At 72.7% G+C, this 16,710-nt stretch carries 20 protein-coding genes; 9 read left to right on the top strand and 11 right to left on the bottom strand.

Features of this window, described 5'->3' with window-relative positions:
* Nucleotides 1–44 precede the first annotated feature (44 nt).
* Together RNC47_RS27740 and RNC47_RS27735 are read right to left on the bottom strand one after the other, a co-directional pair.
* Entirely contained in the window at nt 45–737 is a 693-nt protein-coding gene (locus tag RNC47_RS27740) for an HAD family hydrolase (protein WP_311602587.1), read from the bottom strand.
* Nucleotides 738–1,604 (bottom strand): GntR family transcriptional regulator, encoded by an 867-nt coding sequence (locus RNC47_RS27735; protein ID WP_311602585.1) that lies wholly within the window; start codon nt 1,602–1,604, stop codon nt 738–740.
* A gap of 154 nt (nt 1,605–1,758) precedes the next feature.
* On the opposite strand from RNC47_RS27735, the gene RNC47_RS27730 reads away from it, so the two are divergent.
* Nucleotides 1,759–1,944, top strand: a complete 186-nt coding sequence (locus RNC47_RS27730; protein ID WP_311602584.1) for a hypothetical protein — start codon at nt 1,759–1,761, stop codon at nt 1,942–1,944.
* A 24-nt stretch (nt 1,945–1,968) separates the two neighbouring features.
* On the opposite strand, the gene RNC47_RS27725 is transcribed toward RNC47_RS27730, so the two are convergent.
* On the bottom strand, nt 1,969–3,219 hold the full coding sequence (locus RNC47_RS27725) for a GNAT family N-acetyltransferase (RefSeq protein WP_311602581.1): 1,251 nt from the start codon (nt 3,217–3,219) through the stop codon (nt 1,969–1,971).
* 369 nt (nt 3,220–3,588) lie between these two features.
* Here RNC47_RS27725 and RNC47_RS27720 point away from each other — a divergent pair, with 369 nt between their 5' ends.
* From RNC47_RS27720 to ygfZ, 3 genes are all read left to right on the top strand, one after another.
* On the top strand, nt 3,589–6,051 hold the full coding sequence (locus RNC47_RS27720; protein WP_311602579.1) for a TPR repeat region-containing protein: 2,463 nt from the start codon (nt 3,589–3,591) through the stop codon (nt 6,049–6,051).
* 309 nt (nt 6,052–6,360) lie between these two features.
* On the top strand, nt 6,361–6,786 hold the full coding sequence (locus RNC47_RS27715; protein WP_311602577.1) for a Fur family transcriptional regulator: 426 nt from the start codon (nt 6,361–6,363) through the stop codon (nt 6,784–6,786).
* 21 nt (nt 6,787–6,807) lie between these two features.
* Nucleotides 6,808–7,782 carry a CAF17-like 4Fe-4S cluster assembly/insertion protein YgfZ gene (ygfZ, locus tag RNC47_RS27710; RefSeq protein ID WP_311602575.1) on the top strand — a complete coding sequence of 325 codons (975 nt, stop codon included), beginning with the start codon at nt 6,808–6,810 and terminating at the stop codon, nt 7,780–7,782.
* A gap of 3 nt (nt 7,783–7,785) precedes the next feature.
* On the opposite strand, the gene dtd is transcribed toward ygfZ, so the two are convergent.
* Nucleotides 7,786–8,211: a D-aminoacyl-tRNA deacylase gene (gene dtd / locus RNC47_RS27705; RefSeq protein ID WP_311602573.1), complete on the bottom strand. Its 426-nt coding sequence runs from the start codon at nt 8,209–8,211 to the stop codon at nt 7,786–7,788.
* 147 nt (nt 8,212–8,358) lie between these two features.
* On the opposite strand from dtd, the gene RNC47_RS27700 reads away from it, so the two are divergent.
* The 3 genes from RNC47_RS27700 (at nt 8,359) to RNC47_RS27690 (ending at nt 10,663) form a co-directional block, all read left to right on the top strand.
* Nucleotides 8,359–8,886: an RsiG family protein gene (locus tag RNC47_RS27700; protein ID WP_394814897.1), complete on the top strand. Its 528-nt coding sequence runs from the start codon at nt 8,359–8,361 to the stop codon at nt 8,884–8,886.
* Between the two features lie 47 nt (nt 8,887–8,933).
* Complete coding sequence (locus tag RNC47_RS27695) at nt 8,934–9,839, top strand: asparaginase (RefSeq protein ID WP_311602570.1); 906 nt, start codon at nt 8,934–8,936, stop codon at nt 9,837–9,839.
* Nucleotides 9,840–9,901: 62 nt separating this feature from the next.
* Complete coding sequence (locus tag RNC47_RS27690; protein ID WP_311602567.1) at nt 9,902–10,663, top strand: SDR family oxidoreductase; 762 nt, start codon at nt 9,902–9,904, stop codon at nt 10,661–10,663.
* A gap of 10 nt (nt 10,664–10,673) precedes the next feature.
* On the opposite strand, the gene RNC47_RS27685 is transcribed toward RNC47_RS27690, so the two are convergent.
* Nucleotides 10,674–11,252, bottom strand: a complete 579-nt coding sequence (locus RNC47_RS27685; RefSeq protein ID WP_311602564.1) for an FABP family protein — start codon at nt 11,250–11,252, stop codon at nt 10,674–10,676.
* A gap of 397 nt (nt 11,253–11,649) precedes the next feature.
* Between RNC47_RS27685 and RNC47_RS27680 the strand changes: the two genes are divergently transcribed.
* Entirely contained in the window at nt 11,650–12,012 is a 363-nt protein-coding gene (locus RNC47_RS27680) for a DsrE family protein (RefSeq protein ID WP_311602563.1), read from the top strand.
* 125 nt (nt 12,013–12,137) lie between these two features.
* On the opposite strand, the gene RNC47_RS27675 is transcribed toward RNC47_RS27680, so the two are convergent.
* The 6 genes from RNC47_RS27675 to RNC47_RS27650 form a co-directional block, all read right to left on the bottom strand.
* Entirely contained in the window at nt 12,138–12,425 is a 288-nt protein-coding gene (locus tag RNC47_RS27675; protein WP_311602561.1) for a DUF1416 domain-containing protein, read from the bottom strand.
* Nucleotides 12,426–12,464: 39 nt separating this feature from the next.
* The gene (locus RNC47_RS27670; RefSeq protein ID WP_311602560.1) at nt 12,465–13,304 is read right to left on the bottom strand and encodes a sulfurtransferase; all 840 of its coding nucleotides are present in this window, start codon (nt 13,302–13,304) and stop codon (nt 12,465–12,467) included.
* A gap of 120 nt (nt 13,305–13,424) precedes the next feature.
* Nucleotides 13,425–13,526 (bottom strand): putative leader peptide, encoded by a 102-nt coding sequence (locus RNC47_RS27665; protein ID WP_311602559.1) that lies wholly within the window; start codon nt 13,524–13,526, stop codon nt 13,425–13,427.
* Between the two features lie 108 nt (nt 13,527–13,634).
* A complete protein-coding gene (locus tag RNC47_RS27660; protein WP_311602558.1) occupies nt 13,635–14,318 on the bottom strand; it encodes an LmeA family phospholipid-binding protein in 684 nt (227 codons plus the stop codon).
* A gap of 183 nt (nt 14,319–14,501) precedes the next feature.
* Nucleotides 14,502–15,287, bottom strand: coding sequence for a hypothetical protein (locus tag RNC47_RS27655; RefSeq protein WP_394814898.1), 786 nt, complete (start codon nt 15,285–15,287; stop codon nt 14,502–14,504).
* 23 nt (nt 15,288–15,310) lie between these two features.
* On the bottom strand, nt 15,311–15,577 hold the full coding sequence (locus tag RNC47_RS27650) for a MoaD/ThiS family protein (protein ID WP_311602556.1): 267 nt from the start codon (nt 15,575–15,577) through the stop codon (nt 15,311–15,313).
* 301 nt (nt 15,578–15,878) lie between these two features.
* On the opposite strand from RNC47_RS27650, the gene RNC47_RS27645 reads away from it, so the two are divergent.
* Nucleotides 15,879–16,622 (top strand): winged helix-turn-helix transcriptional regulator, encoded by a 744-nt coding sequence (locus tag RNC47_RS27645; protein WP_311602554.1) that lies wholly within the window; start codon nt 15,879–15,881, stop codon nt 16,620–16,622.
* The last annotated feature ends 88 nt before the right edge of the window (nt 16,623–16,710 follow it).

The raw sequence follows: 16,710 nt of genomic DNA, 5'->3' as shown, positions 1-16,710 counted from the left end.
TACGCCCCGTTCGGTTCGGCTGCCGATGGCTCAAAAAGACCTGTTCAGCCGAAGGACGGGGTGATCAGCGCCGTCAGCACCTGTTCGAGCGAGGTCACCACGTGTTCGGCTTCGGCCGCCTGGAACTCCTCGAAGCCGGCCCGACTGGTGGCGTATCCGAGGAAGGGCACGCCGGCGGCTCGCGCGGCGGCCAGGTCGGCGACGCTGTCCCCGATCATCAGGGCGTCGGCGGGCGCGGTTCTGGTCGACGCCAGGGCGCGCAGCAGGGAGTCCGGGTGCGGCTTGAGCCGGGAGACGTCCCGGGTGCGGCCGTGGACCCGGCCGCCGATGTAACCCGAGAGGTTGTGCTGCGCGAGGTAACGTTCTGCGGCCAGCGGCGAGTTGTTGGTGGCGATGGCCACCTGCCGGCCGCGCGTGGACAGGGCCGCTATCAGGGCCGCGGCGTAGGGAGTTGGCTGGGCCGAGGCGGCGGCGAAGACCTCCTCGTGGGTGAGCGCCGCCTCGAGGCGCTGGACGACTCCGTGGCCCGGGCGCTGCCCGGCGATGCCCCGCAGCACGTGGTGCGGGTCGGGCGAGTCCCGTAAGTCGGCGGTGAGCAGCGCCGACAGGGCCAGTTCGGCCGCGAGGTCCCGCAGCCGTCGGGCGATCGACTCGGCGGACCGGACCGCGAACAGGCGGCACACCGGGCCGTCGAAGTCGAAGAGAACACAGTGAGCGTTACTGATGAGTCCCCTCATCTAACCGAGTGTGAGCGGTTGGGCAAGCGTTGACCAGAGGGACTCGAACCACTGCTGTGACTCTTCAACAAACGCGGTGTCGGAGGAGGACCTGAAAACCTTCGAGCTGAGGCCCAGGACGTCGTAGATCTCCATCTGCTCGTCCTCGTACTCCACGACCCGCGGCACCACCTGGTAGTAGGCGCTCAGCACCTCGGTGTTGTTGAGGAGGTAGAGCTTCTGCACCGGGGTGATCGGCACGGCCCTGATCTCGACGTTCACCTTGGGCACCAGCTGCATCTCGCCGAGCGAGGTCAGCTGGTGGCGCAGCGAGGTGGAGAAGGTGCGGGTGATCTGGCGCAGCCGGGCCAGCGGGCGGCGGTCGGACGGGTCGGAGACCAGCCGCGGGTAGGCGAGCGGCGCGTCCGGGTTGGGCAGCAGCACCCGGATGGAGATCGAGCGGGGCGTCAACTCGCCGGCGGAGATGGCGATCAGGGGCGCGGCGAGCGCCGAGTTGAGGGTCTCGGTGGTGAGGCAGAACGCGTCGATCGAGATGTCCTCGGCGTGGAAGGCCACGGCGATCCGGTCGGCCACCTCGGCGCTGGCCGGACGTGGACTGTCCCGGTTGGGGGCCGACACGACGGCGGGCGCGCCGCGACCCCGGGTGGAGACGTACCCCTCGCGCTCCAGGATGGCCAGCGCCTGGCGCACGGTGGTGCGGTTGGTGCCGAACTCCTCCACCAACGCGCGTTGAGTGGGCAGCCGCTCGTGCTGTCGCAGCTCCCCCTTGCGTATCCGATCACGCAACACCCCCGCCAGGTGGTCGGGAGAGAGCAGGTCACCGGGGTTCTGCGGGGCCTCGCTTGCCGGGGCGATCTCCTGACTCACGCCGAACACCATACAACTTTCGGCCAGATCAGGAAGGTTGGAAAGAGGACGTTTCCAGTAGTCCGCCAACTGGGGAAAACAAGCGTATAGTTGGCGCACAACTTAGACAACTTCCGGGAAGTTCTCCCGAGTTGACGTGATGTGAGGAGGAGTCATGATCGTCTCGACGATCGCCGTGGCTGCCCTCGGCATCGCAGTGGAGCGGGCAGTCGACATCCAGTGGGGTCTGCCGGGCCTGATCGGCCTGCTGATCCTCAGGACAGGGCTGCGCAAGCGCAATTTCACCTGCGCATGCGTGGGCACGACGGTGCTGGTAACGCTGTTCGTGGTCGCGGTCTGACGAGGGTGCGGATCGCGTAGCGAATCAGAAGGTGTCAGGGCACCAAGGGCGTCGGCCCGTGCGGAAGAGCGCGTCCGCACGGTCCGGCGCCCCGTCCGTGTCCGCGTCGACCAGACCGGCGGCGGCCAGCCGCGCGGCCGAGGCGTCGCCGAGGTAAAGGGCCGACAACGCGCCGGTGTCCAGCGTCAGATCGGCGCTCCTGGTGGTCGGCACGCAGCTCGCCCCGGCCTCCGAGACCTCCAGCAGGTAGCGCCCCTCGGACAGCCCCAGGGGGTCGCGGATGTCCAGCACGAGCGCACCACTGGCCGAGTAACGACGTGCGGTGAGCATGGCGGGGACGTCGAGCGGCCGCACCCACAGCAGATCCGCGTGGGAGAGCGTGGCGGCCGCCCGTTGGTTCGGCAGCAGCAGCGGCAGCAGCGCGTCCGGGTCGCCCTCGTCGTTGGTGCGCACCTCGCTCACCCAGTCGATGGAGAGCAGGAACCGCCACAGCGCGCGCTCCGCGGCCGGCGTGGCCGCGAACAACTTCCGCACCTTGGCCACGTTCGCCGGCTGCACGTCCCGCCACGCGTCCTGCACGTCGAAGACCACGAGCCCCTGCGCCTCGCCCGCCGGGTCGCGGAAGAGCACGTAGAACGGCTCCTTCCACGCGTCCGGGCCCCAGCGCACCTCGCCGGTCAGCCGCTCCCAGTACATCGACACGGTGTCGACCGCGCCGGCCCGCCCCCGCCGGAAGCGCTCGTGCACCGCGGGACCCTCCTTGCGCACCTCGGCCCCGTCCACGAACGCCACGGTGCCCTCGGACTCCGGCAGCGTCCACCGCTGGTCGAACCGGGTCAGCGGCTTCTCGACCCGCCACTCCGCGGTGCGCGCCGCGGGTCCGAAGCCGTACCGGCCGTAGATCAGGAACTCGGCGGCGGCCAGCGTGGCCACCACGTCGCCGCGCTCCCTGGCCTCGGTCAGGTCCCTGACCATCATCCGGGTGAGCAGCCCGCGTCGCCGGTGGGTGGCGGTCACCGTGACCCCCGACACCGCGTCGGCCCGCACCACGCCGCCGCCCGGCACGGTCAGCTCCTGGTCGAAGCTGCGGAACGTGGCCACGCAGCGGTCGCCGTCGAAGGCGCCCTGCGCCCGCCCCAGGTCGCTGCGCTCGCGCCGCTCGGCCAACTGCTCGGGGCTCGGCGGCTCGGCGGTCAGAAACCCGGTGTACACCGCCCGGAACCAGGCGTCCTGGTCGGCGGCGCTGTCGGCGATGTCACGGATCTCCACGCTCATGGGGCCGAGGCTACGTGCGGCTGTACGCCTCTGGCCAAGGATTTTCCCCCGGGTGCCCGCCCCCCCGGAGGCCGGGTCACCGGATGTTCACCCGTTGTTGACCGGGAGACACACGCCGAGCTCAGGCCCCCGCGCCCGCCGTGCCGGACGTTGCGGGCACATGACGGGGCCCCGGCGGGCCGGCTCGGCGCGGCCACCGCCCGGCCGGCCCTTCCTAGACTGCCGATCATGCGGATCCCCTCGCGGTACACCTCCTGTCGGCCCCACGGCCCCCGGTGTCTCTGACCGCCCGATCCCGCAGCCCGTAGCCCCCTGATCCACCCCTGAGCCGCCCGGCTCCGCGTCCCGGGCGGCAGCCCTGGAGCCCCCATGCCCGACGTGCAGTTCACCCGCGCCGATGTCGAGAGGGAGGCGGGCGGGAAGCCCTGGACCCGCTCGCGCGAGTTCACCGCCGAGATCAGACCCGAGGACATGGCGGACACCGCCGCCAGCTACGCGCGCGCCGCCGGCGAGGCGCGCTCCGCGTTCGACCTGGCCCGGGAGGCCGGCGAACTGGCCGCGACGGCCGGCGGCCTCGACGGCGCCCCGCTGGTCGACGCCGAGGGCCGGATCGACGCGACCGCCGCCGCGCTGGGCAGCGGCGGCGACGACGTGGACGAGATGGTCGGCTACCTGGTGCGCGCCATGAACACCGCGATCGACACCGAACGCGAGGTGCACGACGCGGTGCACGCGCCGGGCGCCCTGGACGACGTCTACCTGCGCCACGCCGAGGCCGCGCGGGCCGAGTGGCGGGCGTGGCAGGCGACCCGGGCGGCCCGCGTCCCCGCCCCCGCCGGCCTCCTCGGCGCGGCGCCGACCGGCGACCGGCCGCTCCTCGCCCCCGGCGGCTTCCAGCCCACCCCCGACATCGTCGCGCTCGGCATCCGCGACCGGCACCTGCGGGCGGTCGCCGACGCCGCCACCGCCACCCACGAGGACGTCGTCGGGGCCATCGAGGCCTACCGCGGCCGGCTCGCCCAGTACGGCCAGGAGCTCGGCCGACTCGGCTACGACCTCGCCGAAGGACCGCTCGGGCTGTGGACCACCGAGGAGATGGCCGAGTACGCGGGGCGCCGCCTCGCCGAGGAACTCGCCAGGGACGACCCCGACCCGGCCGTCCTCCTCCTCCACACCGAGGGCGTCGGCGCCGTCGTGGCCGGCGTCCACGGCGACCCGGTCGACCCCGGCGCCCCACGCCGGGACCTCACCCCCGCCGAGCGCGCCTACCTCCAGGCGTTCCTCGGCACGCTCGACGCCCACGCGCTCGCCACCCTCGGCGCGCTCCGGGACGACACGGCGGGCCTCGACCCCGGCCGGGCCGGCCACCAGTACGCCAGCGTGCAACGCGTCGCGAACGGCCTCCTCACGCTGCTCGACCCCGCCGTCGGCGGCCTCGACCCGCGCGACCCGGCGGACCGGGCCCGGGTGCCGGAGGGCGTCAGGAGCCTGGTGCTCGGCTACGGCGACCCCACCCTGACCGACGCGCTCGCCGAGGCCGTCACCACCACCACGCGCACCCCGCCGGGCGACGCCTACCGGGAGACCCTGGCGGACGTCAACGGCTTCGGCGACCTGCTGTCCACCGCGACCGTCCCGCCCGGCGACGCCTTCGGCCGGGAACTGGCCCACACCGCCGTCACCCTGCAGGGCGGCACCCAGTACCAGTACGTGGACGGCGGCCACGGCGACCTCGCCAACACCGGCGGCAGCGGCCTGCTCACCGCCGTCGCGCTCAACCACGAGCTGAGCGCGGAGCTGCTGCGCGAGGACGCCTTCCGGGAGAGCCTGCTCGGCGTGCACTGGGAGGACAGCTCAGGAGCCGCGGCGCTGGTCGACAGCGGCGTGACGGTCCCGGCGGGGATCGACCACAACGACCCGGCGGCCCGGCAGTACGTGGCGGCCGCCTACGAGGTCCTCGCGTACGCCGCCGCCCACCCCGACGACATCCTCGGCCGGGGTAACCACACCATCGCCGAGTACGGCCCCATCGACCACTCGGCGCTCCAGGGCGCCGTCGGCGACACCGTGCTCCGGTACCTGAACGTGGTGTCCCAGCTGTCGGGCGACGGCTCGTCCGGCTTCCTGGCCGCCGACGAGCACGGCGTGCCCTACGAGAACCTCTTCGGCCGGGAGTACCGCTACGCCTTCGAGCTCGGCGGGTCGGAACAGCGCACCCTGTTCCGCCTGATGAACGAGGCGGACCCGGCCGTCCGCGACGACTTCCGGCAGGGCGTCGCCGCCTGGCAGGCGGCCACCGCCCACGAGGCGTTCACCGACGACCGCGACGCCCCGGCCGCGCTCCAGTCGGTGGGCCGGGTCGCCGGCTTCCTCGACCACGCGGACCGGGCCGTCGACGACGCCGGCCTGGCGACCAAGCACCGGATCACGGCGATGAACGGCCTCAGCACCGCCTTCTGGGTCGCCGGCGGCCTGGCCAGCGTCTCAGGACCGGTCAGCGCCGGCATCTCGCTGGGCGCCTTCGGCCTGGTCGAGGGCCTGCGCTACACGCTGCCCGACCCGGGCGACGGCGGCGTGAAGGCCGCCCAGTGGGACTCGATCGAACGCGGCGACTGGGAGGCCCGCGCCATCGTCGCCTACGCCGCCCAGGCCGCCGACTACGCCAACCCGGGCCGCGGTGAGACCGCCCGGGACTACCCCCTGCCGGAGCCCAACGGCGCCAACGAGAGCGACGTGATGAACGGGGTGCTGAACCTGGAGGGCAACATCTACCCGGGCTATCGGGGCAACGTCGTCCAGGGCTTCGACCAGGGCTCGCTGCGCGAGGGCTGACCCGGTCCCCGGCTGACGCCGGCAGCCGTCAAGCCCGTTTCCGGTACCGATCCGTTCACGGCTCTGTCCCGGGGCCGCACGTTGATCGTCGCGACGGCCCCGAAGGGCTAGGCTGCGAGCGGGGGCTCTTCCGCGATCGGCGGCGAACTCGGTGCCGAAAACGGCTGCCGCGGACGCGATCGGCCCCCCGGAGGCACTTACGGTGGCTTGACACATGAGGCCGCACGATGAGTACCGCCTCCTCGCACGGACCCCGCCGATTCCCCTCGGGCGGGGTCCGTGCCCTTTCGTCGCCCTACACTGGGTCGCGTGGCGAGCACCGACTGGCAGACCGATCTGCGCAACCGCGGATACCGGCTGACCCCGCAGCGGCAGCTGGTCCTGGAGGCTGTCGACAGGCTCGAGCACTCGACGCCCGAGGACATCCTCACCGAGGTGCGGCGCACCGCGGGCGGGGTCAACATCTCGACCGTCTACCGGACCCTCGAACTCCTCGAGGAGCTCGGCCTCGTCTCCCACACCCACCTCGGCCACGGCGCCCCCACGTACCACCTGGCCGAGCGGCACGACCACATGCACCTCATGTGCCGGGACTGCGAGAAGGTGCTGGAGGCCGACGTGGACGTCGCGGCCCCGTTCGCCGCCCGGCTGCGCGAGCGGTTCGGCTTCGACACCGACATGAAGCACTTCGCCATCTTCGGCCGCTGCGCGGAGTGCCAGGCCCGCGACCGGTGAGCCGGTCGTACGCTTGAGGGCATGTCCTCGTACGCCAGCCCGCTGCTGTCCCTGCCAGGTGCCGTGCCCGCCGAGGGTCCCGACGCGGGGGTGGCCGCGCACTACGGTGATCTGTTCCGCGAGCAGCGCTCGCTCGCCAAGGGGGAGGGGTTCGTCGACCTCTCGCACCGCGACGTGGTCACCGTCGCGGGGCCCGAGCGCCTGAGCTGGCTGCACCTGCTGATCACGCAGCACGTCACCGAACTCCAGCCGGGGCACGCCACCGAGGCGCTGATCCTGTCGGCCAAGGGCCACATCGAGCACGCGCTCTACCTGGTGGACGACGGCGGGACCACCTGGCTGCACACCGAGCCCGGCCAGGCCGCCGCGCTGGTCGCCTACCTGGAGAGCATGAAGTTCTTCTACCGGGTCGAGGTGGCCGACCGCACGGCCGAGTTCGCCGTGGTGTGGCTGCCCGCCGGGTCCATCGTCGAGACGCCGGCCGGGGTGGTGGCGCGGGAGACGCCGCTCGGGCGTGACCTGTTCCTGCCGCGCGCCGAGCTCGCGGCCTTCGCCGAGCGGGTCGGCGCGCCGGCCGGCGCGCTGGCGCTCGAGGCGCTGCGCGTCGAGGCGCACCGGCCGCGGCTCGGCCGGGAGACGGACCACCGCACCATCCCGCACGAACTCGGCTGGCTGGAGACGGCGGTGCACCTGCAGAAGGGCTGCTACCGGGGCCAGGAGACCGTGGCCCGGGTGCAGAACCTGGGCCGGCCGCCCCGCCGCCTGGTCTTCCTCCACCTGGACGGCAGCGAGGTCACCATCCCCGAGCACGGCGACCCGGTGCGGCTGGCGGCGGACGGGCCGGAGGGCCGGCAGCTGGGCTTCGTCACCACCTCGGCCCGCCACCACGAGCTGGGCCCGATCGCGCTCGCCCTGGTGAAGCGGAACGTGCCGGCCGACGCGGAACTCCTGGCCGGCACCACGCCGGCGGCCCAGGAGATCGTCGTCGAACCGTAGCTGTCAGACCTCCAACAGCACGGTGAACGGCCCGTCGTTGGTGAGCGAGACCCGCATCTTCGCGCCGAAGCGGCCGGTGGCCACGGTCGCGCCCAGCGCGCGCAGCTCGCTCACCACCGCGTCCACCAGGGGCTCGGCGACCTCGCCAGGCGCCGCCGCGCTCCAGGTCGGGCGGCGCCCCTTGCGCGCGTCACCGTAGAGGGTGAACTGGGAGATCACCAGCAGCGGCGCCCCCACGTCCGAGCAGGACCGCTCGTCCTCCAGCACGCGCAGCGTCCACAGCTTGCGGGCCAGCCGGCCCGCCGTCTCCCGGGTGTCCGTGTGCGTGGCGCCGACCAGCACGCACAGACCCTCGCCCACGATCTCCCCGACCGTCTCGCCGGCCACCTCGACGGCCGCGCCGGCCACCCGTTGCACCACCGCTCGCATGCCGCTCATCATGCCGGAACGTTCCGCCGTGCGCCGACGCGCTCCGGAGCCATCCGGATGGGTGCCAAAGCGCTGCGCTCGATGGGTACACAGTGACACGATGCGTGGCACGGGGTACGTACCGCGCGCCACCGCACCGAAATGGGGATGAGGGGACAAAACCGCATGATCACACCGGGCGCCCTGTGGCGTGACGTCCAGCCCGATCTGCGGGCACTGCGGCTGGCCGAGCTGCGCGAACTGCGCCGCTCGGCACAGCGCGAGGAGGCGGATCTCAGTTTCGTCAGACGACTGTTGCAGGGGCGGATCGACATCCTGGAGGCGGAGCGCCGCCGCCGGATCGCCCCCGAGGTCGGGCTGCTCGACCAACTGCCGCGCATCCTCGCCGACCCGCCGTCCAGACAGCGCTCCTCGGCCCGCCATGTGACGCTCTCCACGCCCGCCAGCGAGGAGTACCGGCGGCTCGCCGAGGAGATGCTGGGCGAGGTCGAGCTGTCCGACCTGAGCGGCCTCAACGACGAGGTGCTGCACAACGCGCTCGCCAGACTGGCTCGTTGGGAGGCGGAGGTGTCGCGCCGACGGCAGGCGCTGCACCGCACGGCGGACGGCTGCGGGGCCGAGATCGCCCGCAGGTACCGTGAGGGCGAGGCGCAGGTCGACGACCTGCTCTCCTAGCGCCGCCCGCGCCACCGCAGCACCGCACCACCGAGAAAGGCCCGCCCATGCCCTCCGACATAGTCACCGCCCCCGTGCTGGCCGAGGTGGTCCGCTCCGGCTTCGTGGAGGGCAGGCACCGCGGCTCGCTCGTGGTCCTGGCCGCCGACGGCTCGGTCGAGCTGGCGCTGGGCGACGTCACGGGGCCCTGCTTCCCCAGGTCGAGCAACAAGCCGATGCAGGCGGCCGCGGTGCTGCGGGCCGGCGCCGAACTGGCCGGCGAGCGGCTGGCGATCGCCGCCGCCAGCCACGCGGGCGAGGACTTCCACCAGCGCCTGGTGCGGCTGCTGCTCGCCGAGCACGGGCTCGACGAGGAGGCGCTGCACTGCCCGCCCGACGGCCCCGAGCGGACCAGGGTGGCCATGAACTGCTCGGGCAAACACGCCGCCATGCTCGTCGCCTGCGTCACCCGCGGCTGGCCCGTCGCCTCGTACACCGACCCGGAGCACCCGCTCCAGCGGCTGATCGCCGAGACCGTCGAGGCCGCCACCGGCGAACCGGTCGCGCACGTCGCCGTGGACGGCTGCGGGGCGCCGCTGCTCGGCTTCTCGCTGACCGGCCTGGCCCGCGCCTTCCGCGCCTTCGTGCTGGCGGAGCCGGGACGCCCCGAGCGGCGGGTCGCCGACGCGATGCGCGCCCACCCCGAGTACGTGGCCGGCACCGGGCGGCTCGACACGCTGGTGATGCGCGGCCTGCCGGGCGCCCTGTCCAAGGCCGGCGCCGAGGGCGTCCAGGCGCTGGCGCTGCCGGACGGCCGGGCGATCGCGCTCAAGATCGAGGACGGCGCGGCCCGGGCCCGCGGCCCGGTGCTGGCCGCCGCGCTGCGCCGGCTCGGCGTCGACGCGTCACCGGTGCCGGCCGAGCCCATCCTCGGCCGGGGCCAGCCGGTGGGCGAGGTGCGGGCGGTGTTCTGATCCGCGCTCCCCTGGAAGGATGGCCGGCGACCGGAAGTGGCCGGAGTGAAGGGAGCGACCGGATGGATCTGGGCCTGAAGGATCGGGTCTACGTGGTGACCGGCGGCAGCCGTGGCCTCGGCTACGCCACCGCCGAGGCGCTGGTGGCCGACGGCGCCCGGGTGGTGCTCGCCGCCCGCGACAAGGAGGCCGTGGCGGCCGCCGTCGGCCGGCTCGGCGCCGACGCCGCGGTCGGCGAGGCGGCCGACCTGGCCGACGCCACCGCGGCCGAGCGCCTCGTCACGCTGGCGCACGAGCGCTTCGGGCGGCTCGACGGCGCGCTGCTCTCGGTCGGCGGCCCGCCGCCCGGCACGGCGGCCACCGCCACCGACGAGCAGTGGCGGGAGGCGTTCGAGACGGTCTTCCTCGGCGCGGTGCGCGGCGCGCGCACGGTCGCCAGGCGGCTGGCCGAGGGGGACGAGGGCGGCGCGGTCGGCCTGGTGCTCTCCACCTCGGTCCGCTCGCCCATCGCGGGGCTCGGCATCTCCAACGGGCTGCGCCCCGGGCTCGCCATGGTCGCCAAGGACCTGGCCGACGAGTTCGGCCCGCGCGCGGTGCGGGTGTTCGGCCTGCTGCCGGGGCGGATCGCCACCGACCGGATGCGGGACCTGGACGCCGCCTTCGGCCCGGCGGCCAGGGAGCGCGCGGTGGCCGCCATCCCGCTCGGCCGCTACGGCGAGCCCGCCGAGTTCGGCCGGACGGCGGCCTTCCTGCTGTCGCCGGCGGCCGGCTATGTCACCGGGTCGATCATCCCCGTCGACGGCGGCTCGCTGCGCACGCTCTGAGGCCCGCGGTTCAGCGGAAGAAGGCGATGCCGTCGTCCGGGAGGTCCTTGAGGTCGGCGACCCACTCCCGGGGGTCCACCGCCTTCTTCAGCTGCGCCGACATGTACGGGCGCAGCGGGGTGTCGGGCGTGGCCTTCTCGCCCACCCACATCAGGTCGCCGTTGACGTAGCCGTAGAGGCGCTTGCCGCCCGAGTAGGCCGGGGATCCCGGGGTGCGGGCGACGGCGTCCGTGACGAGGTCGATCTGCGGCTTGCCCTCGGCCAGTTCGCCGTACCAGATCTCGGCCACGCCCTGGTCGCGGATCATCACGACCTCGACTTCGCGCTCCCTGATCCGCCAGTAGCCGTGCTCCGACTCCAGGGGACGCAGCCGGTTGCCCTCGTCGTCCAGCTGCCAGGTGTGCGAGACGTACTCGAGGAACTCCCGCCCGTCATGTGCGAAGGTCACCTGCTGGCCGAAGTTGCACGCCTCGGAGTCCGGGCCCTCTTGATTTTCGAAGCCCTCCGCCACTCCGGCGCCCTGCCAGGTGCCGAGCAGGAAGGCGAGGGGGACGAGGGACGGATGGAGGTCACTGGGGATCTCGATCATCGGATCAGCGCTGACCCTGGTAGAGCTTCTTCACGACCAGGCCCGCGAAGGCGGCGGAGCCGACGACGACCAGTGCCATCAGGGTGATGAAGAATGCCTCGAGCACAGGGCCTCCTTGGGCCGGTCGTTACGTTGCAGGGCGAGTCTAGTGGCCCGCTTCGGGTAAGGCTCAGTGAGGGTACGCCGAGCGGGCTCGCCTCTTGCGTGCGCCCTTGACCGTTTTGTGATCACTGCGGATGAACGCGTTTGAGCCTTCGTGCGTCTAAGGGCGTGGAAAGGATGTGATCATGAATTGTCCGAACTGTGGCGGGACCATGCACCAAGGCCCACAGGGAGACTGGGTCTGCGGAATTTGTGGTACGTCACGTTAGTTCCGTAGCCACGTTACGGTGACGACATGGCTGAGAAACTGGTGATCAAGGTGACGGCCGGAGCCGACGCTCCCGAGCGTTGCTCGCAGGCCTTCACGGTGGCCGCGGTGGCCGCCGCCAGCGGGGTGGACGTCTCGCTGTGGCTGACCGGGGAGTCGGCGTGGTTCGCGCTCCCCGGGCGTGCGGCGGAGTTCGAACTGCCGCACGCGGCGCCGTTGCCCGACCTGATCGCCGGTATCCAATCGGGGGGGCGGATCACTCTGTGCACGCAGTGCGCCGCCCGCAGGGGGATCAGGGAGGAGGATGTGCTCGACGGGGTGCGGATCGCCGGCGCTCAGGTCTTCGTGAGCGAGATCATGCCGGACGGCGTACAGGCCCTCGTCTACTGAACCTGCTGCCGGAGCTCTTCGGACTCTTCACGGACAGCGTGGCTGTCCGACCCAACGGGGGGAAACCGCGGAGGCCGCGCCCGAGCCGGGCGCGGCCTCCGTCATGAGCTGGTGCCGTCCGTCGGTCAGACGGCGATGGCGACCTCGACGAGGCCGCCCTGCTGGGCGACCACCGTGCGGTCGGCCGTGGCGCCGGGGACCAGGGCGCGCACCGTCCAGGTGCCCTCCGCCGCGTAGAAGCGGAACTGGCCGGTCGCCGAGGTCGGCACCTCGGCGGTGAACTCACCACCGCTGTCCAGCAGTCGGACGTAGCCCGTCACCGGCTCGCCGTCCCGGGTGACCGAACCCTGGATGGTCGTCTCACCGGCCTTGACCCCGGAGGCGTCAGGGCCGCCCGCCTTCGCTCCGCACATCGCTGTCTCTCCTTCTCGACTTCTGGCCTGTGGTTCCGACTACTTGGCCGGGCCGGTCTCGACCGGCACGCCGACCAGCGAGCCGTACTCGGTCCACGAGCCGTCGTAGTTCTTCACGTTCGGCACGCCGAGCAGCTCGTGCAGCACGAACCAGGTGTGCGCCGAGCGCTCGCCGATCCGGCAGTAGGCGATGGTGTCCTGGCCCAGGTCGACGCCCTCGCCCTGGTACAGCTCCGTCAGCTCCTCCTCGGAGCGGAAGGTGCCGTCGTCGTTGGCCGTCTTGGACCAGGGGATGTTCCTGGCCGACGGGATGTGGCCCGCCACCTGCGACTGCTCCTGCGGCAGGTGCGCCGGGGCCAGCAGCTTGCCGACGAACTCGTCGGGGGAGCGGACGTCGACCAGGTTCTTGGTGCCGATGGCCGCCACCACCTCGTCGCGGAAGGCGCGGATCGAGGTGTCCTGCTCCTTGGCCTTGTACTCGGTGGCCGCCCTGGTCGGGACCTCCTCGACCAACTCGCGGGCGTCGAGCTCCCACTTCTTGCGGCCGCCGTCCAGCAGGCGGACGTCCTCGTGGCCGTACAGCTTGAAGTACCAGTAGGCGTAGGCCGCGAACCAGTTGTTGTTGCCGCCGTAGAGGACGACGGTGTCGTCGTTGGCGATGCCCTTGGCGGAGAGCAGCGCCTCGAAGCCGGCCTGGTCGACGAAGTCGCGCCGGACCGGGTCCTGGAGCTCCTTCTTCCAGTCGATCCGGACGGCGTTCCTGATGTGGTTCTTCTCGTACGCGGAGGTGTCCTCGTCCACCTCAACGAGCACGACCTTCGCGTCGTCGATGTGCTCCTGCACCCAGTCGGCGTCCACCAGGACGTCACTGCGGCTCATGCTGTTCTCCTTCGGCGATCTGCGGAACCTGCGGGGCGGGGCGCCGCGGGGCGCGGTTCGGCACCCGGGCGCGGGAGAGCGCGCAGCGCGCGAGGCGCCGCACGGGGATGAGGTGGGCCGTCAGCCGACGCGGCGACAGAGCATGGCGGCGACGCGGCAGAGGTCGACCGCCCGTCGCTTGGTGAGGCCCCCGACGGGGGTGCCCGCAGCCTGTCGCGTCATGGGGGCGATCGTAACCGGTCGGATGCCGGTTATGTCACCGCCGTTCCGAATGCTGAGACATGGCTGACTGCCATGTGGGACGGTCGGTGTTTCCCGGCTCTCCCGGCTCTAGCCGAGGCTCACGTTCGAGCCGCTGATGGTGATCCGCACCCCGTCCTCGGTCGGCTCCACCGAGTCCAGGCTCACGCCCTCGGGCAGCCCCGTGATGGTCCGCCCGGTGTCCAGCTGCTCCCTTATCGCGGCCTGGACCTGCTCCCCGCCGACGTCCGGGATGTCCGCGTCGTCCACCTGGAGCCGCACCGCCTCGCCGTCGAGCACCAGCTCGCCCGGCACCTCGCCGATGTCCAGCGTCTGCCCGAACGCGGACGCCTGCAGCGTCAGCAGCAGCTGCCCGCCGTCCCCGTAGCCGAACTCGACGCCGAAGCCGCTGTCGCCGGAGGCCAGCAGCTCCCCGTAGGCCCTGGTCATCTCCTCGTAGCTGACCAGGCCCTCGCCGTCGGCCCGCTCGGCCGTGGCGCCGGAGAAGTCGCCGGCTATCTCCACGTCCCGCAGGTCCGCCGAGAGCTCCGAGATCATCAGCGCCTGGCCGTCCACCTCGGCCTCGTAGTCGTCGAGGCCGAGGGTCACGTGGTTCAGGTCGCGGCCGAGCGCCTGGGTGAGGAAGGGGAAACCGTTGATGGTGACGCTCGGCTCGCTGGTGAGCCCGAGACTGCTCCTGGCCTGCGAGGCGACCTCGCTCTGCGCGAACCGGACCGCCACCCGGTCGGCGATGACGGCGAGCACAGCGAGCACGCCCAAGATGATCAGACTTATCCGCAGTGCGCGCATCGGGCCTGCATCCCCCATGGTCCGTCGGTAGGCACCCGGTCATTGGTGCGAAGTGCCGCGAGCGTAACGCGCGCGAACGCGGCGCAGGAGGGTGGGCCGACGCTTGCAGCACGCCCGTTACACGGCCGCCGGTCGGCGGCCGCGCCGTCAGAGCAGGGCCAGCGCGAGCAGGTAGCCGGCCGGGGCCGCGGCCGAGAGCGGCAGCGCGACGCCGGCGGTGAAGTGCACGAACCGGGACGGGAAGTCGTAGCTGGCCACCCGAAGACCGACCAGCGCCGCGACGCCACCGGCCGCCGCGAACGCGATCGCGTCCGGGCCCAGGTCCGTCAGCGGCTCCGCGATCGCCCCCGCGGCGGCGGCCGCGCCGAGCGCCAGCACCGGCCACACGAACGGCACCTTCAGCGCCGCGAACCACGTCGCGGCCGCCACCCCGCACGCCGTCACCGCCACCGCGCTCCCCGAGACCGAGGCGGTGGCCAGATGCCCGGTGGCCACGCCCGTGAGCAGGGTCGCCGCGGCCGTCGCCGTCAACGAGTCGAGCCGCTCGTCGGCCGAGCCACGGTGCCGCAGCTGGAGCACGAGCACCAGCAGGAACCACACCCCGAGCACCGCGATCAGCGCCTCCGGCTGCCGGTCCTCGTCCACCGCGAGCAGCGCCGCGTCGGCCGCCAGGCCGCCGGCGAAGGCCAGCGCGATGCCCTGCCGCGCCGGCCACATCCCGTTCAGCCGGAACCAGCCGGCCGCCGTCAGCGCCTGCAGCACCACGAGCGCCGGCAGCAGGGCCCACCGGCCGAGCGGCGCCGTCGCCGCGAAGAGCGCGGCGAGCGCCACGGTCAGCAGCGCCGGCTGGATCCCCGGGCTGATGATCGGCGACCGTGCCCGGTGCCGGCCGGCGACCGGCTGCGGATCGGCCTCGGGGCGCACGTTCACCATCCCGTTCACGTCGCGGTCCCCCTTCACCTGGCGCCGCCCGCGAAGGGCGGCAGCACCTCGACCGTGCCGCCCTCGGGCAGCGTGACCGTCTCGTGGGTCCGCGAGCCGACCTGCTCCCCGTTCACCAGGAAGGAGCAGCGTGTCAGCACCCGCGCGAACTCGGGCCGGTCGGCGTGCAGCGCCCTGGCCGCCTCCAGCGCCCCGGCGAGCGTGGCGGCCTCGTACGTCTCCTCCGCCGTCCCAGCCGCGGCCTTCGCCGCGGCCCAGTAACGGATCGTGCCGCTCGCCATCCGGCTTCTCCTCGTCTCTTGTCGTCGCTCGTCGTCGCTCGTCGTCTCACGTCGACGGTGTGCGCTGCCGCACCATGATGGCCCGGCGGGCGCACGAGCGGGCGCACGGGTACACGTGCCGGCCCGCGTCGGTGCGGGCAGCAGTGTGATACGCGCCCCTGCGCAACGTGAAATGTTTCGGCTATGCTGCTCGCGAAAGAAGGATCCGGGCACTGACGCCATCCCGGGTCCTTTCGCGTTTTCTGGGCAGAGCCGCTCGAATCGTCCCCGCGCCAGGACAGAGGAAGGAACGCCCCCCGACATGAGTTCGCTGCTTCTCCTTACCAACGCCCTCCAGCCCTCCTCGCAAGTCCTCCCCGCACTCGAGCTGCTGTTGCACAACGTCCGGGTCGCCCCCGCCGAGGGCCCGGCCCTGGTGGACGCCCCCAGCGCCGACGTCATCCTCATCGACGGCCGCAAGGACCTGCCGCAGGTCCGCTCCCTCTGCCAGCTGCTCCGCTCCACGGGCCCCGGCTGCCCGCTGGTGCTGATCGTGACCGAGGGCGGCCTCGCCGCCGTCACGGCCGACTGGGGCGTCGACGACGTGGTCCTCGACACCGCGGGCCCGGCCGAGGTCGAGGCGCGACTGCGGCTCGCCACCGGCCGCCAGCAGCTGTCGAGCGACGACAGCCCGATGGAGATCCGCAACGGCGACCTGTCGGTGGACGAGGCGACGTACAGCGCGAAGCTGAAGGGCCGGGTGCTCGACCTGACCTTCAAGGAGTTCGAGCTGCTGAAGTACCTGGCGCAGCACCCGGGCCGCGTCTTCACGCGGGCGCAGCTGCTGCAGGAGGTCTGGGGCTACGACTACTTCGGCGGCACCCGCACGGTGGACGTCCACGTCCGCCGCCTGCGGGCCAAGCTGGGCCCGGAGCACGAGTCGCTGATCGGCACGGTCCGGAACGTGGGCTACCGGTTCGTGGTCCCGGAGAAGGAGAAGGCGGCGGAGGACGCGGTGACGCGCGAGGCCGAGGCGCTGGTGAAGGAAGCGGCGCGCCGTAGGTAGCCGGTTCTTCCCACCCACCCACCCACCCTTTCGCCGGCCGCGGTGCGGGCACGGCGGCCGGCGAAAGGGTGGGTGGGTGGGTGGGAAG

It is taken from the genome of Streptomyces millisiae, from assembly GCF_031845425.1.
Lineage (GTDB): Bacteria > Actinomycetota > Actinomycetes > Streptomycetales > Streptomycetaceae > Streptomyces > Streptomyces millisiae.
This window is presented reverse-complemented; position numbering and strand designations above follow the sequence as displayed.